Source organism: Occallatibacter sp. (assembly GCF_049582745.1).
GTDB lineage: Bacteria > Acidobacteriota > Terriglobia > Terriglobales > Acidobacteriaceae > Telmatobacter.
In genome coordinates this window covers 1-24,834 of sequence record NZ_JBAUUO010000096.1, presented here as the reverse complement: position 1 = coordinate 24,834, position 24,834 = coordinate 1, and the positions used below count along the sequence as shown (strand labels likewise).

Below are 24,834 nucleotides of genomic sequence, written 5' to 3'. Positions count from 1 at the left end.
TTCACTTCTTCACTCATTCACTTATTCACTTATTCACTTATTCACTCTATTTCCACTCCTCACTTACTCAGCAACCCCCGTGCTCGCAGCCATGTCTCCAGCAGTCCTGGCCACTGATCAAGCGACGGATCGCCCTTGCCCAGACCCGACCCGTGCGGGCCGTGCGCGAAGATGTGCGCTTCCGCCGGCACGCCTGCCTTGATCAAGGCCTCGTAGAACCGCAGTCCCGGCTCGACTGGAACCGTCTGATCGTCGGCGGTGTGATACCAGAACGTCGGCGGCGTTTTCGCCGTCACGAAAAGGTCAGGAGAATAAGCCCTGCGCAGCGCTTCGCACTGGTCCATCACGTTGAAGAGCTTGCAATAGCTCAAGTGCGAAGTGTCGCTGGAGATGGCTCCGATCCATGGATATCCGAGAACAAGGAAATCCGGCCGGCTCGACTCCCGCTCAATCGGATCGATGGCATTCGGATTTCCCTCGACCGGTTGCGTTGCTGCCAGCGCCGCCAAGTGTCCGCCAGCCGAGAACCCGATTATCACAATGCGATTCGGATCGATGTGATAGTCGCTGGCCCGCGCCCGCACCGTCTGCACGGCCCTGCGGGCATCGAGCAGCGGAACCGGAAGCAGGTATCCGTTTGAGCTCAGCCGGTAGCTGAGAATGAATGCCCGAAAACCCCGCGCGGTAAACCAGTCGGCCACCTGCCGGCCTTCCAGATTCCCCGCGAGGCGCTGATAGGCCCCGCCCGGCAGAATCACCACGGCCGACCCGTTTTCATGCCCAGGCTGCGGATCAAAAATGGCTAGCGTCGGCGTATCTTCGCATGCCGTACCCCTGGCTCGCGGCGCTTCACCCGTCCAGAGACGAATGGTTTCGAAGCCGAGAAACTCATTGTTTTCTCCTGGCATGGCACAAGGCTCTTTTTGTGCGAGCCCCACCGCGCATCCCAGCAAAACACCTACACCTAACGCCAGCAAGCGCCTCATATACCAACTCCACCAGTTTCGTGAGGATTATACAAACTCTCCCAGTCGCGGGTGCTGTGCTCAGTTCGCTCTATCAAACCGATCGCGCTCGTTGGGGTTGCAGACACTCGTCCGCAAGTCCGGCAGCGAACCCCCGAAGGCGTCCCCCGCAGCTTCAAATGACAGTACCGTGTCTTTAGGTCAGCATTACCGATGCACCATCGGCATGGCCCGCGACTATCGCGGAAGGTGGCACACTCAACCAATGGCGGCATGCACGCAGTGCGACGGGCTCATGGAGAGCCTCAGCTTCGAGAAGCCTCGCGAATATCTCGAACTCGCCCGCCGATTGCTTGGACTCGTGAACGACGGCGTCTTCATCCTGACAGACAGCACTTGCCCGCTCGACGATCTCTTCAAGCCGGACTGGCCTGCGAACACTGCCGAACACAACTTCGAGTGCAATGCCTGCGGCCGGAAGTTTCAGCTCTTCGCTGACACGTACCTCGGCCACGCCGGCTGGGGTCTCACCGGGCCGCCTCGCCCCGAGCCCGCGCCCGAACCACCGACTACGAAGATCGAAATAGCCTTCTGGGAAACGAACCCTTCTCCCGCAAAATAATTCTGACCTCGCGCGCGGAGAAAAAAATTGCCTCCGGCTTCAGATCCGCCCGGCTAGAGCCACACAGCTTTATGCCCCGGACAAGGATCTTCCGCAAGCGACGTCAGCATCTCCGCCAGCTCAAATCCATAGCGCGCGAAGTAGTACGCCGCCCCATGCACGCGCTCCTGGAGCGCGCCGCCCGGGTTCAGCGCGCGCTCAATCGCCTCCGCATGCCGTCGCGAAGAGCCCTCGCGCTGCATCTCGAAGTTTGCCGCCAGTCTCCGCAGCCGATTCATCTGGTAACGCATTTTGCTCGCCGCCGTATCCGCCGACCGGCCCAGTCCCGCGTCCATCGCTTTCATGTACTCGAGCAGGGGGTTGAGTTCGGCATCCAGGGCCGTTCCCGCCGCCGCCAGCTTGCGCTTGCCGTCCACCGGCATGGCCCGCGCCGCCAGCAGTTGCGCAAGCGAGTCCGCCGACTCCTTGAAAACTCTGTCCAGACCCAATTCGTGCTTGCGCAGCATTTCCCCGATCGCCGGCTCAATCAATGTTGCAGAGAGCCTCGGTTCCGCCGCAGTGGTCCGACCCAGGATGCGCTCGTACAACACCGCTGATTGCGCAAAGTAGGCAATCTCCGCCGGTCCGCCCACAATCAGGGAAGTGCCAAACAGATAATCCTGAAACACCGGCCGCAGCAGCGCTCCGGGAGAAATTCGTTCCGGCTCCGCAGCCAGAATGCCCACCAGGTCCGCCGTCGTGAACTTCTCGCGCCCCGCCTGCCAGATTCCGTTCGGCTCCGCCGCACTCGGCGCAGTGCGCTTCAGCGCCATGCGCGCGCCGCTGCGTTCATCAATCAAGAACAGCAGGCTCGACTGGGGAGTTACCGCGACCTGCACGTGATATCCCGCCGCTTCTAGTTCCTTGTTTCGCTCGAGCAGAGCCGCATGCAATTCGTCGGCGCGTTCGATCGCCGCCCGCAGCACCGGCTCACCCAGCCGATGCACCTCGCGCCCGGCGGCATCCAGCACCAGCAACCCCTGCGCCGCAAATGCCTTTCGATAAAAGTCTCCGCATGCCTCGCCGAATGTCCGCCCCGGCCTGTACGCGGCCGCCAGCGCGTCCATCGCAGCGGATGTGCCCAGCAATTCCCACGCCTGCTCCATCATCGGCTCGATCGTCTCATCCAACACGACGTCCCCCACCCGCACCGGATTCGCCGGGGGCTTCGCATATACCAGCTTCTTCAGTTCCTTGCGGGAGGGAAAGGTGACGTGATTGATCTCGGCGAAATCGTGGTCTTCCGTCGCCAGCCAGAAAATGGCTGCATGCGGCTGGCCCGCCGCGGTAGCTTGTCGCGCCCGTGCTACCGCCGTGGCAGCCTTGAACGGAGTGTACAGGGGCCCGCCCAGCAAGCCCACCTGTTGCCCCGTCAGAATCATTCCCGCGCCTGCGCGAAGTGCTTCGAGCGCGGGGGCCGCTTCAATGGAAGCATTTTGCCCGGCCAGCACCGCAACGATCTCATTCCAATGACCTGGCAGCGGACATCGCTTCTGCCATCCCGTCTCGCGCGGCAGCGACGCATAAAACGGCCGCACCCTCGGTTCTCCGGCGCGGAAGTCCAGGAAAAGGCGGCTCAGTCCGGGAACCACGTCGATGGGATAACAGTCTGAACTCGGCAACGCGTACCTTCCGACGGATTTGGATTTGCTGAATCCGGTGGCTGAATCCGGGCTCAGGGGATGGCGCAGAAAATCGGCTGAGATAAGGATGCCACGTCCCCCTCATACGATGCACAACTGCTTGACACCCCATTGCATATACTTCTCTTGACGCACGAAGGAGAAACGATCCCCGCATGCCCGAAAAAACCAAGCCCGCCAAGCCGGCCAAGATCAAAAAGACGAAATCCCCCAAAGCCAAAGGCGGGAAGAAATCCGCCATCGCCGCCTCCACCGAGTCCGAGGTTCTCATCAGCTCCAAGGTCGTCTATCAGGGCCCGCTCTTCCGGGTCCTGCACGACAAGCTTCTCGAGCCGGGCGGCAAGCCCAGCGAGCGCGACGTCATCCGCCACAACGGCAGCGTCGTGATCCTCGCCATCGACAAATCAAAAAACAAGAAGGATCCGTGGATCGTCATGGAGCACCAGTACCGTCATGCCGCGAAGCAGTATCTCTGGGAACTGCCCGCCGGCAAGCTGGAGCCCAACGAAGACCCCCTGATCGGCGCCCAGCGCGAGCTCGAAGAAGAGACCGGCTATCGCGCCAAAAAGTGGAAGCCCCTGGTCGAATATTACGGAAGCCCCGGATTTCTCGGCGAATCCATGAAAGTGTTCCTGGCCGAAGGCCTGATGGCCGGCGATGCCCACCCTGAAGACGACGAAGACATCGATTTTCGCCTCATAAAGCTGTCGGAGATTGTGGAGATGATCGAGAAAGGCGCCATCAAGGACGGCAAGACTCTCTGCAGCGTTCTGCTGTATGCGCGCCGTGTGGGAAAGAAGCGCAAGAAATAAAAATTGCTAGTCCTTTTCGTCAACCGTTTCAACAGCTTTCCCAAGGCCGGCGCGCAATTTCGCCCGGCCTGTCCCATTTTGTGAGTCTGTTTGGCCAATTTTCAATAAACCTTTGTCAGCGAATACGCGTCATAAGCCACAGGTGGGCGATTCCCGAAAACCCCTCGCTCATCAACCCCATCAAGTGGCAAGAAAGGCAAATCCCTGTGGCTCAGTACAAAGGCAAGGTGAAGTGGTTCAATAACGCCAAGGGCTACGGATTCATCGGACGTGATGACGGGCCGGATGTTTTCGTTCACTACTCGGCAATCCAGCTGGATGGTTACAAGACTCTGAAAGAAGGCGATGACGTCGAGTTCGACATCGTTCAAGGGCAGAAAGGTCCTCAGGCGGACGCAGTTATCCGGTTGAGAGATACAGCAGCCACCCACAACGCAGCCTAGTAGACCGGAAACACCGTAGCGTTACCTTTGCCGTCCCCTCGGCGGCACGGGAAAACATTGCTCCGATCCTGGCTCCCGATCAATCAATCTTACTAATCGGACGTCGTTGTCTTCGCATTCGCTTTCGTTCCATTTCTTCTTATTGTCGTCCGACTCTCGTTTGATTCAGATCCCGCCGCAGGCCTCGTGCCATTTGGCCGAGGCCTGCGGCTCCCGGGAATTGTGTGCCGCGCGTATGCTTCGCACTGTCATCGCCTCGCACGTGCGTTAATGCCCCATTTCGAACGACCTCCGGCATAATTTTACGCACATCCGCGTCCGCTGCCCCACCGACAATCAGGCCTCTGCTGGACACTTCCGCGGCGCCCGATGGAAACTTGAACGAAGACAGAGAGCTCGGCAGGCCGGAACCCCGGCCAGAGCCGGCTCGCTCATCCCGGAGACCGCTTCCATGGACAACATCACCATGGCCCGCCTGTTCAACGAGACGGCCGATCTGATGGAGATCAGCGGCGCCGACAGCTTTCGGGTGCGTAGCTACCGCCGTGCCGCGGAAGCCGTGGAACAGACAACGGTGGACCTGGTGGCCGTCTCGTCCGACACGGCTCAACTTCTCGCCATCCCCGGCATCGGCAAAAGCATGGCCACCAACATCCAGGCCATCGTCACCACCGGCTCCATGCCCGTCCGCGACGAACTGCTCGCGAAATATGGCGTCGGCCTCCTCGAGCTTCTCAAACTTCCCAGCATGGGTCCCAAGACTGTCGCGCTTCTTTGGGATACGGGCCGCATTGGCAGCATCGATCAACTCGCTGAGGCCATCGACGGCGGTCGCCTCAAGGGCCTGCCCCGCATGGGCGAAAAGCAAATCGAAAAGATCCGCAAAGGCATCGAGGACTATCGTCGCTCCGCCGGCCGTTTTCGCATCGACGAAGCCGAGGACGCCGCCGACCGCCTCACAGCCTACCTGCTGGCCTTCAACGGCATCGAGCGCGTCACCCCCGCCGGTTCACTGCGCCGTGGACGTGAAACCGCCGGCGATCTCGATCTGCTCGTCGCCGGCCCGGCATGCGCCCCGCAGCACACCGAAGCAGCCGTCGAATACGTCGCCGCCTACCCCGGCATTCACGACATGATTGCCAAAGGCGAGAACAAGGTCAGCTTCCACATCTCCACCGGACTCCAGGTTGACGTACGCCTGCTGCCCTCGGAGAGCTACGGCGCGGCGTTGCAGTACTTTACTGGTTCCAAGGCCCACAACGTTTCGCTTCGCCAGCGGGCACTGAAAATGGGCTACACGCTGAGCGAATGGGCTCTCGCCCGGCTCGACGACGAATCCACCGTAGCCTCGGCAACCGAGGAAGAGATTTACGCCGCGCTCCAGATGGACTGGATGCCTCCCGAGATGCGCGAAAACCTCGGCGAAATCGAGGCTGCCGCAAAACACGCCCTGCCCCGCCTCATCGAAGCCAAAGACATTCGCGGCGACGTGCACATGCACACGACGGCCAGCGACGGCCGCAACTCCATCGCCGAGATGGCCGAAGCAGCGATCAAACGCGGCCTCGCGTACATCGCCATCACGGATCACTCCAAAAACCTGGCCATGATCAACGGGCTCGACGAGAAGCGCGCCCTCGAACACATCGCGCATATCCGCGAAGTCGACAAGGAGATGGAGGGCCGCATCCGTATCTTCACCGGCATCGAGGTCGACATCCTCGCCGACGGGGCTCTCGACCTCAACGACGAAGTGCTCGCCCAGATGGATGTTGTGATCGCCAGCGTCCACACGCGCTTCGAACAATCGCGCGAGGAAATGACCGCACGCGTCTTGCGCGCAGTTGAAAACTCCAACACCCGCATCCTGGGTCATCCCACCGGCCGTCAGATTCTGCGCCGCGAGCCGTACCAGCTCGACACCGGCGCCGTCCTGCGTCGCTGCGCCGAACTCGGAGTCGCGGTGGAGCATAACGCCGCCCCCGAACGCCTCGACCTGAGCGACCGCGACCTGCGCCTCGCCAAGGAGTCCGGCTGCAAGATCGTCATCAACACCGACGCCCACACCACCGCCGTCGTCGGCGAATGGAAGTACGGCATCCGCCAGCTCCGCCGTGCCTGGCTTACCCCGGCAGACATCCTCAACACATTGCCACCGGGCGAATTTCTGGTCGCACTGCGTCCACGAACCTGACACAGGTCGTTTGAACCATCACGTCCACGAGACATGCACGTCAAATCCGCAGGCCTCAAGACGCTGGATTGTTCTGCCTGGGAAGGGCTAAGATGAGGGCGCTATGAGTTTGCTGCAGCAGGATTCGAAGGATCAGGCACCCGGCGAGGCCTACACCCGCGGCACCAGCCACGTCATCGTCGCCACGGTAGTCGCTACCGTGCTCGTCTCCATCGCCATCGCGGTCTACATTTTCATGGGCGAGAAGCCGCCCGCTTCAACGGGCGATATCGTCGATGTCTGGGCGCACCCGATGCACACTGAAACCTCGGGCTGGGATGCCAACGGCGCGGCGATCCCCAAGGAGGAAATCGACCAGGTCCTGCTCTTTACGCACGTGCGCCTGCACAACCAGAGCAAGCAGCCGATCTTTCTGCACCAGATTGTCGCCAACGCGACGCTGGCCGACGGCATTCATTCCAGCTACGCCGCCACGCCCACTGACTTTGAGCGCATCTTCAAGGCGTATCCGCAGCTCGCGCAGTGGCACGCGACTCCCATCTCGCCCGATCTTACGATTCAACCGGGCGAGACTAAAGAAGGCACATTTGTCTGCTCATTCCGCTTGGCCAAGGCCGATTGGGAAGCGCGCAAGAGCCTCAACTACTCGTTCAACTTCCAGTATCTGCCTGCGCTGACTCTTGCTCCCAAGGGCCCCATCACTGAACGGTAGGCGGCGCCGGAGCTCCCTTCGGCGTCGACAGGTATCCGGATACGGTGTTCTTTGACCCGATCGCGTTCACTACGATCTCGTACAGGGCCGGCTCCTTCCCGCTGTAAAACTGCAGCGGCTCATCCACGTTCCGGTCCTTCTTTTCATAGCTTCGGTCGTCGGCGAAGACCACCACGGTAAACCGGCTCTTCTTCGGATCGGCCTTCTTCAGTTCAAGGCTCACCGTGCCCACCGGCTTCCTGTGCCCTTTGCTCAAGGTGAACTCGTAATAGTTTCGGTCGCCCTTGTGCTTGAGCACTTCCAGCTCGGACCCGTTACGCGCAATCAGGCTCGAGTGGTTATCGAGGTCACCCTTCATCGACGTGAGCTGGCTCACCGCTGTTGCAAGGTCCCCCTGCGTCTTCGTCAGATCTGTCTTCACGCCGCCCACATCGGTCTTTACGCTCGAAACGTCGCTTTGCACCGCAGTCACCTGCTGCGCTGTTTGTTTCTGCGCGGTCTCCAGACGCTTGCTATCGGCCTGCTCGCGGCGAAGGATGTCCTGCGCGCGTTCGTCGAGCTGCTTCTGGGTCATTCCCACGCTCTTGCCCAGCTCGTCGGTCGCCACGCGCAACCGCGCATTGGTTTCGCGCAACTGCGCATCGAGCTTGGCGTTCTGCTGGTTGGCCTCAGATAATGCGGTCTCCTGGCGGGTAAGGCGACTGCTCAGCGTATAGCTCCAAACCAGCCCACCGAGTGCGGCCAGTACAGCCACCGCAATCGCGCCCAGCAAGGCACCGCTGTAGGCAGGCGCGGTCTCCTCCACCGTGGTTTTCTCGTCGCTCATGCTTCCCTTCTCCTCCGGAGCGGTTCTCCTGGAATCCGCTCACAATCCATTGGCGCCAGCCCATGTCTCCGGGACTGGGTTCGCCGAACCGGTGCAACTCGACTGCAAACGCTCGAATCTTCCCACGCCCCGCCAGAAGCAACGTCAGCAGGTTCGCCGGGAGACTAAACAAACTATAGAAGAATCCAGCCGGTAATGGGGAAATAGCTTTGCCTCGAAGGCCTTCCAGCATAACGTGTGTCTAGCGCCACGCAGCACCTTGGGCATGGGCGGATCTCACAGTTTGCCATGCAGGATGTGCGCGCAGGGCACAAATCCCGCCTTCTGCAGTGTCCTGCGCGATGCAGTGTTGCCGGTATTGCAGCGTGCGCATGGCACATTCCCGCCCTCGCGGCAGATCCGCTTCAGCTCCTGCACCAGGTAGGTCCCGAACCCGCGCCCCCGGAACGCTTCGGCTACCTCCATCCAGATATCCCCGTAAGGGCGGTTGTAGTGGTACAGGATGCCGCCCGTTGCCGCCACCTCGCCACCTACCTCCAGCAGCATCCAGTCGCCATCGGGATCCCGCTTGCGCAAAACAGCGCCAGGCACCCTGTAGGCGGTCGTCAGCCTGTCTTCAAAAACGATCTTTTCGCTCGCCACGTCGTGCGCCCACGTGTGCAGCATCGCGGTCAGCATCACGTCGTTGGTCTGCGTCTCGATCGCGTCCGCCAGGGTTGCTGCTTTCAGCGCATCAAACGCCTCGAAGAACCGCGAGCGCTGCTTCTCGACCACGTAAAACTCAAAGAGCGTACGCGAACCCGCCCAGGGGCCGCCTACCGCGATCGAGCCGTATCCAGCCGCATCGCCCTCCAATTCAATCAGGTAAGAGAGCGTCCAGCCTTCACGCCCATGCAGGGAATCGTGGATAATCTGGCAATTCATCTCGTGCCGATAGAGCTGGCGCAAGGGCAGAATATTCGTCACCTCGACCGGCCTCACCGTAAATTCCATCGTCTTCAGACCAGCGCAATCATAACGCGATGCAGCACGAAGCTGGGGCCCATCCGTGACAACCGTCGAATCCCTCATTTATAAAGAGCAGTACCGCACTTTTCGCCGGGCCCCGCTTAGTGCCCGCACGAATACTTGAAAATCGACCGCATCCAACCACCCAGAGAGGGGAGTTTCAAAGGCTATGTCCACTGCTGTAGCTGGTAAGGGTCTTGAAGGAATTGTTGCCGCCAACTCCGGCATTTGTTTTATCGACGGCGAAGCGGGCGTGCTGGCCTACCGCGGCATCGACATCCACGAACTAGCCGAACGCTCCTGCTTTGAAGAGACCACCTACCTTCTCTGGAACGGGCGCCTGCCCAGCGAGCTCGAGCTGCGCGAATTTTCCTCGCAACTGGCCATTGCCCGCTCCCTCGACCAGCGCATCGTCGACATGCTTCGCACCTTTCCTACCTCCGCCACGCCGATGGAAGTGCTGCGAACTGCGGTGTCGGCACTCAGCTTCTACGACGCCGACGAAAAAGACAATTCGCACGACGCCAATGTGCGCAAGGCCTATAACCTCACCGCCCAGATCGCAATGATCGTTGCCATCTACGACAGGATCCGCAAAAGCCTCGACGTCGTTCCTCCCGACCGCTCGCTCTCTCACGCCGGCAATTTTCTTTGGATGCTCAACGGCGTCAAGCCTTCTGAAACAGCGACCCGCACGCTCGACATCGCCCTCATTCTTCACGCCGACCACGAACTGAACGCCTCGACCTTCGCCGCGCGCGTCATCGCCGCCACCCTTTCCGACATTCACTCCGCCGTCACGGGAGCGATCGGCGCACTCAAAGGTCCGCTGCACGGCGGGGCCAACGAGGCAGTGATGCGCCTGCTCTACGCCATCGACAAAGCCGGCGACGATCCGGTCGAATATGTAAAGAACATGCTGGCCGCCCGCCAGAAGATCTCCGGCTTCGGACACCGCGTCTACAAGACCGAAGACCCGCGCGCCACGCACCTGCGCCGCATGTCCGAACAGCTCGGTAAAGATTCCGGGCACCCGAAATGGTACGAGATGTCCCGCGCCATCGAGCTCTACATCAACAAGGACAAGAAGCTCAACGCCAACGTCGACTTCTACTCGGCCTCGACCTACGCAACGCTGGGCATCGACATCGATCTCTACACGCCGATTTTTGCCGTGAGCCGCGTCGCCGGCTGGGCCGCGCACGTCATCGAACAGCTCGACGACAACCGCCTCATCCGCCCCCGCGCGGACTATATCGGCCCCGTGTATCCCAGCCCCTGGATCCCCGTAGCTGATCGCCCCTAGGCACCTCAAACGATTCGGACCTCAGCCATACTCAGACCGGGGAGTTGCGCCCGCCGGGCTGAAACTTTCTGCACCACTCCATCCGGGTCCGCATCTAAGCTCCATGTCGAGTAATCACACTACAGTCGAGCGCCGCGTCCTCGTTTCTTCCCGCAAATTTGAAGACATCATTGCTTCCATGAATGCCGCCATCGGCCATCCGGACATGCATGCATTCTGGAAAGAGATCGCCGCTGCTTCGACCTATCCCGAAATGGAAGCAGTCGTCCAGCGCGCCATCGGTCCCTCAGGCCTGATGGAGTTCCTGCGCTTCGATCACGGCCAATTTCTGCGCAAGGCGCAAAGCCCAGCCGCCCCCGTCGCAACACCCAGGATCGTCCGCCTCGTCATGGGCAACCCGCTCATCATGATGGCCATGGCGAAGCATGTCCACGACGCCGGCTCCTACGCGCCCGTCACCCTGCTCATCGACGAACGCGATGATGGAGTGCATCTCTCCTACGACACCATGACAAGCTATCTCGGTGCATACGGAAATCCCGAGGCCCTTGAGGTTGCGCGTGACCTCGATACCAAGGTCGCAGCACTCGTGACCGCTGTTGGCGGATAGATTTCCTGCGTGGCCCCACGGGCATTCAGCTGAATTACTTCTTCGCCGTCTGTCCCGACTCGCCTGCTGGCGGCGAATTTGAGCCGGCGCCGTATTGGTCGGGCTTCCAATCACGCATCCCCGCGTGCACATAGTGCGACCAGTGCCGCAGCATGTCGTACTCATTCACCGGGCGATCATCCTGCAGCGGAGGCGTGTCGGGCGAACGGCTGATCAGCATCTGCGTCGTAAGATCGGTCCGCAGCATGCGATCGAACTGCTCCGTCGGCGTCGCCGCCGGCCCCCACTCCATCATGTCGGTAACGACTTCGGCCGGCATGCGCTTCACCAGCTCGTCAGCGCTGCGCTCGGCGATGGGCCGCATGCTGGCCAGAAAGTGCCAGCCGTTTTCTTCCACCGGCCTGAAAACCCGGACATAAGGGAACGACTGTTGCAGTGCTCGCGCCACGGACGACTGCACAGCCTTGTCGCCAGAGGGCAGCCATTGGGCCAGGATCCCGCCCGGCTGCAGCCGCTCCTTCGCCACCGCGTAAAACTCCTTCGAGTACAAGAGGCTCGATCCGGCAGCGCGCACCGGCGGTGGCGGATCGATGATGATCGCGTCATATTTCTCTGGTGTCCGCTCCATGTAGCGGCGGCCATCGTCGATGACCACGTGCGAGAGCGGCGATGCCAGCAACGATGCGCCGTCGGGATGATAGAAGGTGAACAGCCCCGGCACACTTGGAATCAGTTCCACAGCGGTCACAGGAATGCCCCACGACATGGCCGATTTATATGTCGTGCCCATGCCGAAGCAGATAACGAGCGCGTTGCGCGGAGGCGCGGGAAGCGATGCCAGCGTCAGGTGCGCCATCATCTTTGTTATCGGCGTCAACTGCGTTATCCCAATACCATTGGTGAGCAATCGCTTGTGCATCCCGCTTCCGGTCGCGATCACCGTGGCCGTGCTGTCGCGCAGGACTTCGCGATCCGGAAAGAGCGTCTCGAAATTCTTTGTGGCGAAGAAAAGCGCCAGCGCCGCAACGACACTGGCGTACGCTGCAACGCGCGTGCCCGTGCTCCTGCTGCTGCGTGGCGTCTGACTGCGCGCCGGAAGAAACGCCATTCCCATCCACGGCACCGCAAACAGAAACATCGCCACGCGCTCGCCTACAAGGGGCAGCAGAATGAAGCCCGAAAGCAGCGGACCGAGAATGCATCCCAGGACGTTGACGGCATAAGCGCGGCCTGCGCGATCGGGATCCCCAGCCGACCAGCGGTCCACCAGCATCGGCGTCAGATAGCCGATCCACCCCGCAAACGGCCCCACCCCCAGCAGAACGCGAAGCGGCGTGTTCAACGGGAAGCGAGGATCGGAGGTGAGCAGCGACAGCAATCCCAGAAACGCCAGCAACACCCACGACAGAAAGGGATCGATTTCACCGCCGCGATTGAAACGCCGGTAGACGAACGATCCGGCAAAGGTGGCCGACAAATACGAAACAAGAATGAACGCGAAAGAATAGACCACCGGGCCTGCATACGGAGTGAACAGCCTGATCCAGATCACCTCCATGCCCATGGTCGCCAGTCCGGTCAAAAAGAGCAGGGCCAAAATGCCTTTGGGTTGTGCGGTGACAGCCCGGGGCTGGTTCGTGACCGGCGCGACAGCCGGAACGGGCGATTCTGCGGAAACCTTCGCGCGCCCGCCCAGCGTCAATGCAAATGCAGACACGGCGATCATCACATTGCAGACGGTGCCCACGCGCATGGTGCCGCGAAATCCATACAGCTCGATCAGAAACAGAGGAGCCAGCGCACCTGCCACCGCCCCCATCACATTCGCCAGGTAGAGGAAACTGAATGACCGCTTGGATGCAGCGCGCCGACGGCTGCGCATGGCCGCCATGGCCAGCGGAAAGGTAGCGCCCATGCACGTACACAATGGCAGCAGAATGACCGCCACCAGGATTCCGGAGGCAACATAGTAGGAGCCCGAGGAGTATGCATTCTGCGCCGTCATCGACTCAAGCAGTCGATGGCCCCACGCCAACTCTGCCGGCACCGCCAGCGAAGACAAACCGATCAGCAACTCGGTAAGGCCGTACAGACGAAGCGAAGGGAAACCGGGCCGCTGGCCGTAGCGTCGGACCAGCCCCCCTGCTCCCCAAGAACCCAGGCCCAGGCCCGCCATGAACATTGAGAGCACGATGGAGGTCATGGCGGTAGTCACTCCGAACTCCGCGATGGTCAACCGCAGCCAAACCAGTTCATACAGGATGCTGCAAAAGCCGGATAGGAAGAAGAACGCGAAAAACCATCCCATCGCACGCTCCTTTTTGTGAGGAACTTCTACACGGGAAAATTGAGATTGCAGGGCCGGGGAAACGCAACTCTGGCCCAGAAGGATAGAACCGGATCAGGTTGCTAAAAGTTGGCTGGGAGACAAACAAATTTACAGCGGCTTTATATCACCGCGGCCTTTTTATCCAGGATCGGGGGCCATCGGGGGGAACTTACCCTTTGCGGGCCTTCCATGTGAGGTATAGTCCCCACGCAGCCAGCGTCGAGGCATCGCAGATGGTGCCGTCGAGGATCATCTGTTCGAACTCTTCGACGGTGCGTATCTGGACGATGAGGTCGTGCTCCTCGTCATCGGGATCGCGCTCCTGCATGGTCAGGCCCGTCGCCAGAAATACGTGCTGTTTCTGGTTTGAGAATCCGTAGGCGACCCAGAGGAACCCGAGATAGATCATCTCCGCAGCCAGGAGGCCCGTCTCTTCCTTCAATTCTCCGCGCGCCAGGGCTTCGGGATCATCGATCTCCCTCTCCCAGCCGCCCTGCGGCAGTTCCAGCGCGCGCTGCTGGATCGTGTATCGGAACTGCTCGACGAGCCATACCTTGCCGTCCTGGAGGGGCAGGATAATCGCGCAGTCGTCCTTGTCGACCACGCTGTAGATGCCTTCCTTGCCGTTGGAACGCAGGATGCGATCTTCGCGCAGGCGCAACCACTGGTTGCGATAGACCTCGCGGCTCGCCACCGTGACAATCGATTTGTTCTGGTCACTTTCGGGCGGTTGCAAGGTGCCTCCTCGCGTCCGGAGAATCCTCAACTCGCGTGCGATACTTTCGCAATCTTCCGACGAGAGATGCGGGGCCGCTTACTGTAAGGCGCACCAGGTTCCCCTCGTAAGCGCGGGAATGCACCACCATGCCGCCTTCGATTGCAGCCAGCGCGGCGCCATCGCTTTGCGGGACGCGCAATTCCGTCTCGATCACCGGATCGGAGAAGAGGGCATTGTCAATCGCTGCCAGCAAGGCGTCGACGCCTTCGCCGGTCTGCGCTGAAACCGACACCTCAGCCCGGTGCCGCTCATGCCGCGGCTGCTCGCGCGCGGCAAGGCCTTCGCGCTCGTGGGGGTCGAGAAGATCGATCTTGTTGAGGACTTCGATCCGCGGCTTGCCGAGCGCTTCGAGTTCGTCGAGCACCTTTTCAACCTGCGCCTTCTGCTCCTCGCCATAGGTTGAAGCGGCGTCGCGCACGTGGAGCAGAATCTCGGCCTGTTCCACCTCTTCGAGCGTGGCGCGGAAGCTGGTGACGAGGGTGTGGGGAAGATTGCGGATGAATCCCACGGTGTCAGACAGCAGCACACGGCGGCGGCTGGGCAGTTCGATGCCGCGCAGCTTGGGATCGAGCGTAGCGAACATGCGCGCCGATTGCAGCGCGTGCGCGCCGGTCATCCGATTGAAGAGCGTGCTCTTGCCCGCATTGGTATAGCCGACCAGCGCGACCGTAGGCACCGGCACAGCCTCGCGGCGCTGGCGCTGCTGGCGGCGGACGCGCTTGACGGCGTCGAGATCGAGCTTGACCTGGTCGATGCGCCGCTGAATCTTGCGGCGATCGGTTTCGAGCTGCGTTTCACCGGGTCCGCGGGTGCCGATACCGCCGCCAAGCTGCGACATGGCTTTGCCGCGGCCGGTCAAGCGGGGCAGCATGTATTCGAGCTGGGCGAGTTCCACCTGCAACTGGCCTTCGCGGGTTCGCGCATGCCGGGCGAAGATGTCGAGAATAAGCTGGGTGCGATCGAGCACGCGACATGGAAGCGCAGCCTCAAGGTTGCGCAATTGCGTGGGGCTCAGGTCGTGATCGAAGAGGACAAGGTCGGCATTGGTGGATGCGGCGACGCCGGCAATCTCCTCGACCTTGCCTGCGCCGATGAGCGTAGCGGGATCGGGACGGGCGCGACGCTGCATGAGCTCGGCGGCAACTTCGCCGCCGGCACTGCGCACCAGCTCGCGAAACTCCGCTAGCGATTCATCGGCATCGAGTCCTGGTCCCTCTGCGGCCTGGGCCGGTGCCTTTTCCACATCGGCTGAATTGTCGCCGGCAGGGCGCGAAGCCGCGCGACGTGCTCCGTCGAGACCAGCGCGCCTGGCGCGCGGGCGAGTCGAGAAGTCCACGCCAACCAGAACCGCACGTTCCGGCCTGTCGCTCCAACGGCCCGTGTTGGTCGTCGAAGCAACTCGGCCCTGATGCCGTCCCCTGGCACCGCCGTCCACTGCCAATTGAGGGCGCTCCCTGTCTTATCGCTGTTCCGCGGTGCTCGCCGGAGGCGCAGGCGGCGGCACGGCGGCCGGTCCCATCCCTGCCATAGCAGGGCGATGCTCCGTGTGCATCACGCTCCGGTTGCTCACCACGGTCGAAATGGCGTGTTTAAAGATGAGCTGCTCCTGACTGTTGTTCTCCAGCAGAACGGAGTACTTGTCGAAGGAGCGGATCTTTCCCGTCAGCTTGACGCCGCTGACCAGATAAATCGTGATGGGGGTCTTGTCTTTGCGAACTGTATTCAGGAAGGTGTCCTGAATGTTCTGTGCCGGCTTGTTCTCCATATGCCGATCTCCTGCTTCTTTTCTAGGATGGTTGGATGCCAATGTGCTGCGTCCGTGTGATAAGACAAATCAGCGGGGACGGCGCCGGAAGTCCCGGAGCCGCCAAACCCCGCAATGTGACAACAATATAGCGGTTCACGAACCTTTTCAACTCTCCGGGCCCGAATTTACTTTGCCGCGGCCTGGGAACGCAATCGCGGGATGGTGAGCTCCGATTGGCTGCTACCATGTTTCCGTGCCAAAAGCCCCGGATTCCGCCGCGATCGAAGTGCCCATGCTGGACCTCAAGCGCCAGTACGCGCCGCTGCAGCAGGAATTGCTCGAGGCGCTCCGGCATGTCCTAGAGACGCAGCAATTTATTCTTGGCGAGCAGGTTGCGGCCTTTGAAAAGGCTGCCGCCGACCATTTGGGCGTAAAGCATGCCATCGGCTGCTCTTCCGGGACAGACGCCCTGTGGCTGGCCCTTGCCGCGGCGGGCATCGGCGAAGGCGATGCGGTGGTCACAACGCCTTTCAGCTTCTTCGCCTCGGTTAGCGCGATTCTGCGGGCCGGAGCCCGGCCGGTGCTGGCCGATATCGATCCACTCACCTTCAACCTGGACCCGGCAGCGGTCGAAACCGTGCTGAAGGCTCCGCAGCCGGTGCCCGTTCGCGCCGTGCTGCCGGTGCATCTCTACGGCCAATGTGCCGACTGGGACGGATTCTCACGGTTGAGTCAGAATCACGGGTTGAAGCTGATTGAGGACGCAGCCCAGGCATTTGGGGCCGCGTGGGAAGGTGCGAAAGCGGGCGGCCTGGGAAATGCCGCCGCATTCAGCTTTTATCCCACCAAGAACCTGAGCGCAGCCGGCGACGCGGGGATGGTGACGACCAACTCCGACGACATCGCGGAGCGGGCGCGCATGCTTCGTCAGCATGGGATGCGCCGCCGCTACTACCACGACGAACTTGGCTGGAATACGCGGCTGGATGGGTTCCAGGGCGCGGTGCTGCGGGTGAAGCTTAAGTACGTTGCGGGATGGAACGAGGCGCGGCGCACAATCGCGAAGCGCTATCGAGCGCTGTTCCACGAAAAGGGCCTGGCGGAATCGGGAACCTGGCCGCGGCACGGCATCATTTTGCCGCACGAAGTGCCGGGTACACACCACGTCTGGCACCAGTTCACGATTCGCACCGCGCGGCGCGATGCACTGGGCGAGTTTCTGGCGGAGCGCAAGATCGGCTCGGAGATTTACTATCCGGTGCCGCTGCACATGCAGGTTGCGCTCAAGCACCTCGGCTACCGCGAAGGAGACTTTCCGGAGTCGGAGCGCGCCGCGCGCGAAGTGCTCGCCCTGCCTATCTTCCCGGAGCTGCGCGAAGACGAGCAGCAAACGGTGGTGAAGGCGATCGTTGAGTTTCTGAGCTGACGATTCCACGCCTCCGCGGTCACGACATCGGTTCTGTCATACCGTAGAATCGACACAGCATGAAGTGCCCTTACTGCGGTTATCTGCAAGATCGCGTTGTCGACTCGCGCGAAAGCAAGGAAGCGGACTCGATCCGGCGTCGCCGCGAGTGCGAGAAATGCAATCGCCGCTTCACCACCTACGAACGGATCGACGAAATCCCTTACATGGTGGTGAAGAAAGACGGCCGTCGCGAGCGCTTCGATCGCCAGAAAGTGCTGAGCGGACTTCTGCGCGCCTGCGAGAAGCGGCCCGTCTCCTCAACCCAGCTTGAAACCGTGGTAGACGCAACCGAAAGCTACCTGATGGATGCGCCCGAGCGCGAGCGCACCACCAGCGAGATCGGCGAGCTGATCATGAAGCACCTCAAAGGGCTCGACACCGTCGCGTACATCCGGTTCGCTTCGGTGTATCGGGACTTCAAGGATGTGCGGGAGTTCAAAGAAGAGCTGGAAGACCTGCTGGAGAGCCACCGGACGGGGAAGGGCAAGAAGTAGGAAAGCAGTTTTCAGTTGTCAGTTCTCAGTTCTCGTTGTTAGTTCGTAGTTCGTAGTTCCCGTTTTCAGTTCTGCACCATGCTGGTTCATTCCGTTGGGCTGCGGGGTGCAGGATAAGCTAGAAGCTGAGAGCTAGAGGCTCGAAGCGGGTCATGTCTGAAACTAAAACACACAAAGTTACGTTGATTCCCGGCGATGGGATTGGGCCTGAAGTTACGCAGGCTGTGGTGCGCATTCTTGAAGCCACCGGCGTGAAGTGGGAGTGGGAGCGCTTCGCCGCCGGGGCCGAGGCCTTTGAGATTTTTGGAGAGTACATTCCTGCGGACCTCAGCGACTCGATCGCGCGCAACAAGGTGGCCTTGAAAGGGCCGGTGACGACGCCGATTGGCGGCGGGTTCAAGAGCATCAACGTTACGCTGCGCAAGCAATTTGACCTGTTCGCCAATTTCCGTCCGATCAAGAATCTGCCCGGGCTTGAGTCGAAATGGCCCGGCGTGGACCTGATCATCGTTCGCGAAAATACGGAGGGCGAGTACGTTGGGCTGGAGCACGAGGTCGTTCCAGGCGTCGTCGAGAGCATCAAGGTGATTACCGAGAAGGGCTCGACGCGCATCGCCAAGTTTGCGTTCGAGTACGCGCGCAAGCATGGGCGGAAGAAGATTCACTCTATCCACAAGGCCAACATCATGAAGCTGTCGGATGGGCTGTTTCTGCGTTGCGCGCGGAAGGTGTCGGAGGGATTTCCTGAGATTTTTTACGGCGAGCACATCATCGACAACACATGCATGCAGCTGGTCATGAATCCCTACCAGTACGACACATTGCTGCTCGAAAACCTTTACGGCGATATCGTCAGCGATCTCTGCGCGGCTTTTGTTGGCGGGCTGGGACTGGTGCCCGGCGCCAACCTCGGCCATGAATGCGCGATCTTTGAAGCGGTGCACGGATCTGCGCCCGACATTGCCGGGAAGGATTTGGCCAATCCCACGGCGCTGCTGCAATCAGCTGTGCTGATGCTGCACCATCTCAACGAAGAAGCCGCAGCCAACAAAGTGCAAAAGGCGCTCGAAACCGTCTACGGCGAGAAGAAAAGCCTGACCCGCGATGTGGGTGGTACCTGCGGGACCACGCAATTTGCCGATGCGGTGCTGGCGGCGATGGAATCGGCTTGATCGAAATAGCCGGCAGAACTCCGGTGTTGAAAGAGAACCTCGGAGGAGGCAGACCATCCTGGTGTTTTTCAAAAACCCCTTTTAACACAAAGTCTTGATTCGAGAGGAGTTATCCATAAAATGGGGTCCCGTAAGTCGTGGACCACAAAGGGTTTATGATCTAAAGTGTTCATGATTAAGGAGTTTCATCTGATTTGCGGCCATTTGTACCATTTTCGGTGCGATCAGTCCCATAATGTGGCCCATTTCTGCTTCGGATTGGTCATCCCCACCGGGCTCCAGGGCTCACTCTGTCGTTTTTCGCCTGATACCAGTGTAGGAAACTTGAAGAAATAATCTGCAAAACTCTGAGAAATATTATGCGCAATGGAATGAAGGGGATGTGCGCAATTCCGCCGACACTAGGGGTTGACATCGGGTTGAGGTGAACCCCGTGGGTGGGTCACGCGTACAGCCAGGAAACTGGAATAGAGCGCAGAGGCGGGCTGCGCACCGTTCGTGACAACCACTCTCTGTGGGAGGCGGAATTCGTTGACGGCAATTACGACCGCGCCGTCGAAGGCGAGACTCAAGCGAAAACCAAGCGAAAATCGACAACGAAAATCCTTACTGACGTTAACTACAGAGGAACCGATCATGCATTTGATAACGATCTAGTTATCCTCGGGTGCATGAGCTATCAGCTTGATTTGGCAATAGTTTGAAATCAGATTGGCGGCGGGGGCGGGCCGATTGCGCGTAGTGTTGCAGAATTGCCACACTGCGTTTTTCTATTTAGCGTCTAATCTTACGGTTACGAACCCCTGTACGTGGAAGAGTTCTCATTCCGGAGTTATTTGATTGGGACAGACAGAACACCTGGAACAGACGGTTGCAGCGCCCCTGGAATTCACGGGGGTAGGGCTGCACTCCGGTGCCCCTGTGACCATGCGACTGCTGCCGGCGCCGGCTGGTTCGGGTATTGTTTTCAGGCGAACCGACCTCGACAACTTTGAGATTCCGGCGACGGGCCGCAACGTGGCGAAGGTGAGCTACGCGACGAGCTTGATGCGCCAGGGCGTGCTGATTTCGACTACGGAACATCTTCTGAGCGCGCTGATTGGTATGGGCGTCGACAACGTGATTGTGGAACTCGACAATCTGGAACTGCCCATCCTGGACGGAAGCGCGATGCCGTATGTGGAGGCGTTTCGCGAGGCAGGCATCAAGACGCAGCGCAGAAAGCGCGAGTCGATCAAGGTGCTTAGGGCCGTCGAGGTGCGAGAGGGCGATAAGTTCATCGGTGTGTACCCCGGCGCGGGATATCGCATTCAATACCGGATCGACTTCCCGGCTCCGATCGGACGGCAGGAGACGAGCATCGACCTGGCCGCGGAAACCTATGGCACATTCATTGCGCCGGCGCGGACGTTCGGTTACAAGGCGGACGAGAAAAAGCTGCGCGATATGGGATTGATTCGCGGCGCCAGTCCGGAGAACGCGATCGTGCTCGGGACCAAAGGGCCGGAGAACGGGCCCCTGCGCTTCAGCGACGAATACGTGCGGCACAAGGTGCTGGACCTGATCGGCGACCTGGCTCTTGCTGGGAAACGGATCGAAGGTCTCGTAATCGCGGAGCGCGCAGGACACGCGATGCATACCGCGCTGGTAGCCCGATTGATGAAGGATCGCTCGGCGTGGGAGCTGGCGCATGTGCCGGCTGCAGCGGCGGAGCCCGAGGATGAGTCGCTGACGGTTGCGGCCATGCGGCGGCCGGCACTGATGGGCGCGTAGTATCAACGCCTCGCTGAAATTGCACCGTATTTCGAACCAAGATACAAAAGCGGCCACATATGATCGCGTTGCGACGTGAAAATGGGCGGAGGGTTGCAGCACGATGACGTTCATGCCCGCGGGGCAAAGAAAAGCAACTGCGGGTTCCTCCACTCCCGTTGGCCGGTCGGAATGACAGGGCGCGGGATACGCGAATCGGTTCTGGGCGGCACAAATCTTCAAGCAAACAGAATGCACATGGGGGTGGGGCAATCGACGGTCTTGCCTTTGGCGGCGAGCTTGCCGGTGGCGGTGTCGCGTGCGAATGCGGCGAGATTGCTTGAGTTCTGATCGGCGACGAGCATCCAGTGCTCGGTGGGATCGAGGGTGAAGTTGCGCGGGGTCTTTCCGCCTGTTCCCGTGCGCTCCATCGGCGTGAGCGCGCCGGTCGCAGGATCGGCTTTGAAACTGTAGAGAAAATCAGTGCCGCGATTGGCGAAGTAGACGAAGCGGCCGTCGTTTGTAATCACCGTGTCGCATCCGGTGTTTCCCTGGGGCGCGTCTTTTGGATCGGGAAGCGGCGCATTCGGCGGAAGGAGATGCACGGTGTCGACGCGCGTAAAGCTGCCGTCTGCCTTGTTCCACTTCAGCACGTCGACCGACGATGCCATTTCATTCATTGCGTAGGCGGTGTGACCGTTGGGATGGAAATGGAGCGTGCGCGGACCGGCGCCAGGAGCCGAGTGATAAGCGCCCGCATTCTTGAGCACGGCGGTATCGGGCGAGAAGGTGTAGATGTGAATCATGTCGCCGCCGAGATCGTTGACGTAGGCGAAGCGATTGTCGGGCGAGAACGAGGCGAAGTGCGCGTGCGCGGCCTCTTGCCGGTCGGGGTTGGGGCCATGCACGGTGTAGTGCTCGCTCCACACCAGCGGGCTGAGCTTGCCATCGGTGACTCTAAAGCTGGCTGCGCTGCCGCCACCGTAGTCTGCGGAGATGAGAACACGGCCGGTGTGGTCGATGGCGCAGTGGCAGGTTCCTTTGCTGGCGGAGTTCTGCCCGGAGAGCTGCTCAAGTTTTCCGCCGGCAACGCGGAAGCTGGCGAGTTCGCCGGTGGGCTTGCCGTTGAAGCTGTCGACTTCGCAGGCGGCGAAGATGAATCTGCGATCGGGGGAGAAGCAGATCCAGTCGACGGTGGAGATCTCCGCGCCAATACCGGCGGCTTTCAGATCGCCGCTGCTGGAAATCCAATCGAAGGAGCGAATGCCTTCCGGTGTTCCGGATGCGACGAACACGCGCTGCACGTGCGATCCGGAGAAGCCTTTGGTTGTGGCAGCGGCAAGAGTGGCGGCGGAGACAGACATCATGAAATCACGACGGGAGAGTATTCGCATGGCACCAGTGATTTTCGCCGATGGAGCGGCAGTTGCGCCAATCGCGGGCTGACACGCGGTGCATGTACCTGCAAGTTGTGATGCACATGCACCGCAGAAGGACATCTGCCGGGCGCCGCGATTCAGCGATCGATCCGGAAGATCACGCTCACGGTGGTTTCTACCTCGACCGGTTCGTTGTTGAGCAGGTAGGGGCGATAGCGCCATGTCTTGACGGCATCGATCGCGGCCTGCTGGAGCATGGGAGGTCCGCTGACAACCTGGAGATCCTGGATTGTTCCGGACTTGGAGATGGTGGCCTGCAAGACGACGGTGCCCTGCATACCGACGGTCTTCGCGATGATGGGATACTGCGGAACGTTTTTGTAAATGAGAAAGCCTTCTACAAATCTCGAAGGCAGGCGCACAGCAGATGCGGGCGGATGGACGATGGTGACCGGCTGCCGTGGACCGAACGGGCTCTCTCCGTTCCCGGAACCGTCGCTCCCGATCTCTGTCGCAATGTTGCGGTCAAAGCCGGGCTCGGGATCGTGGGGCGCTAAGATGCTGGTCGGGATTCTCGTTGGCATAACGATCTGGGGTCCCATCATTTCTGAGAAGTCATGGGGCGCGGCAGCGCGAACGTGCACTGGTGGCGGGGTTTCAGGCTGCGGCGCGGCGGGCGCCACCAGCAACGGAGGGATGAAGTGGCTGGGCAGTGCGTCAGGATAGATCAGCGGAATGAGCACCAGCGCGATGAGAATGGAACCATTCAAGCCGAGCGCAGCGAACATCCAGCGGCGGCTGCGGGTTTTGATTCTTCCGGTGGATTCGAATGTCGAGTCTTCAAACATGGCATGCCTCCCAGGGTGAATTCAGCCGCGCCGGTGGGAGGCAGAGAGCTTTCAAGCCGCGAGCGGGCTGCCCGCTCCGCGCGCCTGACTACGGCGGCGCGGGAGCAGGAGTGTTGACAACTCCGTTCATCCCTATCGGAACCACTGTGCTGATGTAGACACCGGCGGGTTGAGCACTCTTGTCCAAAACAGCGATTCTGTAAATCCACAGGGCTGATTTCAGAGGACATGGGGATATTCCCTCGCCGATAGTGGCGGGTTTGGTCGAGGACTCGCGCTGGATGGATTTCTAAGTGCCGGTGTTCCTGCTGTCCAATTAGTTGGTGCGTAAGTGCTGAACTGTTAGTTCATCTGACTTCGATTCTTTTCGCTGCTGTCCAAGTCCTGCTCACCACGTCATCGGCATCGGTAATTGTTCGCAGAGTTCTCTTGCGGCGGGCGGTCCTTCCAGAGGAGTGTTGAGCCATGCCCACAAGTCTCTGAAGATGAACAACTGCTGGCGAAGCAGAGCGGCCAGATTGGAAAGCGACCAGCCGAAGCTGGATTTCATCTGCAGGTATTTCAGGATCAGCATGGCGATCAACGCCGTCCATATCTGCGTCTTGACCGCATTGGCGCTGGTACCGAGGAACGACTTCACTTTTGCGGTCTGTTTCAGTGCCTTGAAAAACAGTTCTATTTGCCAGCGGTCCTTGTAGATCGCGGCCACCGTCGAGGCCGCCAGGTGGAGCAGGTTGGTGAAGAAGACCAAGATCTCCTGCTTGTCCGCGTTCCAGTACTCGATACGCCGAAACAGCACCTGCGTCTTGCCATGCCTGTCCAAAGAAGGTACAGAAATGATCTGGTCACTGATCACGTTGCCCTTTTCTGGAACCGCACACTCCTCAACGATCGTGTAGACCGTGTTGGCCTTCATCCGCGTAACGAAGAAGACACCGTCCCGCGTCAGCTCCCCGAACCAGACATAATCGTTGTAGCCGCGGTCAACGGCCAGGATCGTGCCCGCTTTCAGGCGCAAGTCCCGCGCTACGTTCAACTCGCTGTATTTGCCCTCCGTCACCACCGCGAACGTGGGCAGGTAGCCGTCGTGATCCAGCAAAAGATGCAGCTTGATCGCGCCCTTCTGTTGGGTGTATTTGGCCCAGTCGAACATGGTCGCCGACAGTTCGATGACGCTGCCGTCCAGACTCATCAGCTTGTTCTTGAAACGGAACTTGCGACGGCTGCGCGTCGCCATCTCCGCCTGACACTTTTCCAGCAGCTGCATAAAAATCGACTCGTACAGTTCCCACGGACGGTTGGCATTGGCATACGCCAGAGTTGATTTCTTCGGCGTGACGCTGATGCCCAGATGCTTCAGCGGAGATTCACAACTGGCCAGGCCCATGCATACTTCGCGCAGCGAGTTCAAATGCGCCAACTGGCAAAACAGCATGGCTACAAATTGCTCCCAGCTGCTGAACCCCTTGGCGTTGCGCTCGGCCTGGTGCTGCTTGACCGCCCGAGCGAACTGCGCACGCGAAAACAGTTGCAAAAGCTGCGAGTACACACTGCATACTTGAAGCATGGCTGATCCTTTCTTCTCTGAAGGTGGTCCTGACTGGGAACCCACTTCAGAGTAACTGGGGATCAGCCTCCTCAAACATTCCTCGGGTCAAACAGATATCCGCTATTTTGGACAGCAATG

General features: G+C 60.3%; 22 protein-coding genes. 11 read left to right on the top strand and 11 right to left on the bottom strand.

Annotated features, from left to right (window positions below; genetic code table 11):
- Positions 1-59: 59 nt before the first annotated feature.
- The gene (locus WCA10_RS14735; protein ID WP_472823293.1) at positions 60-986 is read right to left on the bottom strand and encodes an alpha/beta hydrolase; all 927 of its coding nucleotides are present in this window, start codon (positions 984-986) and stop codon (positions 60-62) included.
- 244 nt (positions 987-1,230) lie between these two features.
- Here WCA10_RS14735 and WCA10_RS14730 point away from each other — a divergent pair, with 244 nt between their 5' ends.
- On the top strand, positions 1,231-1,587 hold the full coding sequence (locus WCA10_RS14730; protein ID WP_472823292.1) for a hypothetical protein: 357 nt from the start codon (positions 1,231-1,233) through the stop codon (positions 1,585-1,587).
- Between the two features lie 53 nt (positions 1,588-1,640).
- On the opposite strand, the gene bshC is transcribed toward WCA10_RS14730, so the two are convergent.
- On the bottom strand, positions 1,641-3,248 hold the full coding sequence (gene bshC / locus WCA10_RS14725) for a bacillithiol biosynthesis cysteine-adding enzyme BshC (protein ID WP_472823291.1): 1,608 nt from the start codon (positions 3,246-3,248) through the stop codon (positions 1,641-1,643).
- A gap of 176 nt (positions 3,249-3,424) precedes the next feature.
- On the opposite strand from bshC, the gene WCA10_RS14720 reads away from it, so the two are divergent.
- The 4 genes from WCA10_RS14720 to WCA10_RS14705 all read left to right on the top strand — a co-directional run bounded on the left by WCA10_RS14720 (position 3,425) and on the right by WCA10_RS14705 (position 7,430).
- A complete protein-coding gene (locus WCA10_RS14720; protein ID WP_472823290.1) occupies positions 3,425-4,081 on the top strand; it encodes an NUDIX hydrolase in 657 nt (218 codons plus the stop codon).
- Positions 4,082-4,287: 206 nt separating this feature from the next.
- Positions 4,288-4,524, top strand: a complete 237-nt coding sequence (locus tag WCA10_RS14715) for a cold shock domain-containing protein (RefSeq protein ID WP_472798929.1) — start codon at positions 4,288-4,290, stop codon at positions 4,522-4,524.
- 451 nt (positions 4,525-4,975) lie between these two features.
- Positions 4,976-6,718, top strand: coding sequence for a DNA polymerase/3'-5' exonuclease PolX (polX, locus tag WCA10_RS14710; protein WP_472823289.1), 1,743 nt, complete (start codon positions 4,976-4,978; stop codon positions 6,716-6,718).
- Positions 6,719-6,821: 103 nt separating this feature from the next.
- Positions 6,822-7,430 carry a hypothetical protein gene (locus tag WCA10_RS14705; RefSeq protein WP_472823288.1) on the top strand — a complete coding sequence of 203 codons (609 nt, stop codon included), beginning with the start codon at positions 6,822-6,824 and terminating at the stop codon, positions 7,428-7,430.
- Here WCA10_RS14705 and WCA10_RS14700 read toward each other — a convergent pair.
- Positions 7,417-8,256 carry a hypothetical protein gene (locus WCA10_RS14700; RefSeq protein ID WP_472823287.1) on the bottom strand — a complete coding sequence of 280 codons (840 nt, stop codon included), beginning with the start codon at positions 8,254-8,256 and terminating at the stop codon, positions 7,417-7,419. The two genes, WCA10_RS14705 and WCA10_RS14700, sit on opposite strands and share 14 nt — an antisense overlap.
- A 276-nt stretch (positions 8,257-8,532) precedes the next feature.
- The gene (locus WCA10_RS14695) at positions 8,533-9,249 is read right to left on the bottom strand and encodes a GNAT family N-acetyltransferase (RefSeq protein ID WP_472823286.1); all 717 of its coding nucleotides are present in this window, start codon (positions 9,247-9,249) and stop codon (positions 8,533-8,535) included.
- Positions 9,250-9,433: 184 nt separating this feature from the next.
- Here WCA10_RS14695 and WCA10_RS14690 point away from each other — a divergent pair, with 184 nt between their 5' ends.
- Positions 9,434-10,570, top strand: coding sequence for a citrate synthase (locus tag WCA10_RS14690; RefSeq protein WP_472823285.1), 1,137 nt, complete (start codon positions 9,434-9,436; stop codon positions 10,568-10,570).
- Between the two features lie 103 nt (positions 10,571-10,673).
- Entirely contained in the window at positions 10,674-11,180 is a 507-nt protein-coding gene (locus WCA10_RS14685; RefSeq protein ID WP_472823284.1) for a DUF302 domain-containing protein, read from the top strand.
- Between the two features lie 34 nt (positions 11,181-11,214).
- Here the strand turns inward: WCA10_RS14685 and WCA10_RS14680 are convergent, their stop codons facing one another.
- The 4 genes from WCA10_RS14680 to hfq all read right to left on the bottom strand — a co-directional run bounded on the left by WCA10_RS14680 (position 11,215) and on the right by hfq (position 16,052).
- A complete protein-coding gene (locus WCA10_RS14680; protein WP_472823283.1) occupies positions 11,215-13,488 on the bottom strand; it encodes a spermine/spermidine synthase domain-containing protein in 2,274 nt (757 codons plus the stop codon).
- A 190-nt stretch (positions 13,489-13,678) separates the two neighbouring features.
- A complete protein-coding gene (locus tag WCA10_RS14675) occupies positions 13,679-14,245 on the bottom strand; it encodes an NUDIX domain-containing protein (RefSeq protein ID WP_472823282.1) in 567 nt (188 codons plus the stop codon).
- A complete protein-coding gene (gene hflX / locus WCA10_RS14670) occupies positions 14,226-15,623 on the bottom strand; it encodes a GTPase HflX (protein WP_472823294.1) in 1,398 nt (465 codons plus the stop codon). Before hflX ends, WCA10_RS14675 begins: the two co-directional genes overlap by 20 nt.
- Before the next feature lie 123 nt (positions 15,624-15,746).
- The gene (gene hfq, locus WCA10_RS14665; protein WP_472823281.1) at positions 15,747-16,052 is read right to left on the bottom strand and encodes an RNA chaperone Hfq; all 306 of its coding nucleotides are present in this window, start codon (positions 16,050-16,052) and stop codon (positions 15,747-15,749) included.
- A gap of 235 nt (positions 16,053-16,287) precedes the next feature.
- Between hfq and WCA10_RS14660 the strand changes: the two genes are divergently transcribed.
- The 4 genes from WCA10_RS14660 (at position 16,288) to lpxC (ending at position 20,941) form a co-directional block, all read left to right on the top strand.
- Positions 16,288-17,460 carry a DegT/DnrJ/EryC1/StrS family aminotransferase gene (locus WCA10_RS14660; protein ID WP_472823280.1) on the top strand — a complete coding sequence of 391 codons (1,173 nt, stop codon included), beginning with the start codon at positions 16,288-16,290 and terminating at the stop codon, positions 17,458-17,460.
- Between the two features lie 59 nt (positions 17,461-17,519).
- Positions 17,520-17,996, top strand: coding sequence for a transcriptional regulator NrdR (gene nrdR, locus WCA10_RS14655; RefSeq protein ID WP_472823279.1), 477 nt, complete (start codon positions 17,520-17,522; stop codon positions 17,994-17,996).
- Between the two features lie 152 nt (positions 17,997-18,148).
- Complete coding sequence (locus tag WCA10_RS14650) at positions 18,149-19,168, top strand: isocitrate/isopropylmalate dehydrogenase family protein (protein ID WP_472823278.1); 1,020 nt, start codon at positions 18,149-18,151, stop codon at positions 19,166-19,168.
- Positions 19,169-20,008: 840 nt separating this feature from the next.
- Positions 20,009-20,941, top strand: coding sequence for a UDP-3-O-acyl-N-acetylglucosamine deacetylase (gene lpxC / locus WCA10_RS14645; protein ID WP_472823277.1), 933 nt, complete (start codon positions 20,009-20,011; stop codon positions 20,939-20,941).
- A 218-nt stretch (positions 20,942-21,159) separates the two neighbouring features.
- Here lpxC and WCA10_RS14640 read toward each other — a convergent pair whose 3' ends face one another.
- From WCA10_RS14640 to WCA10_RS14630, 3 genes are all read right to left on the bottom strand, one after another.
- Positions 21,160-22,314: a lactonase family protein gene (locus WCA10_RS14640; RefSeq protein ID WP_472823276.1), complete on the bottom strand. Its 1,155-nt coding sequence runs from the start codon at positions 22,312-22,314 to the stop codon at positions 21,160-21,162.
- A gap of 122 nt (positions 22,315-22,436) precedes the next feature.
- Positions 22,437-23,147 (bottom strand): energy transducer TonB, encoded by a 711-nt coding sequence (locus tag WCA10_RS14635; RefSeq protein ID WP_472823275.1) that lies wholly within the window; start codon positions 23,145-23,147, stop codon positions 22,437-22,439.
- Positions 23,148-23,535: 388 nt separating this feature from the next.
- Complete coding sequence (locus WCA10_RS14630) at positions 23,536-24,714, bottom strand: IS4 family transposase (RefSeq protein ID WP_472823274.1); 1,179 nt, start codon at positions 24,712-24,714, stop codon at positions 23,536-23,538.
- Positions 24,715-24,834: the final 120 nt, after the last annotated feature.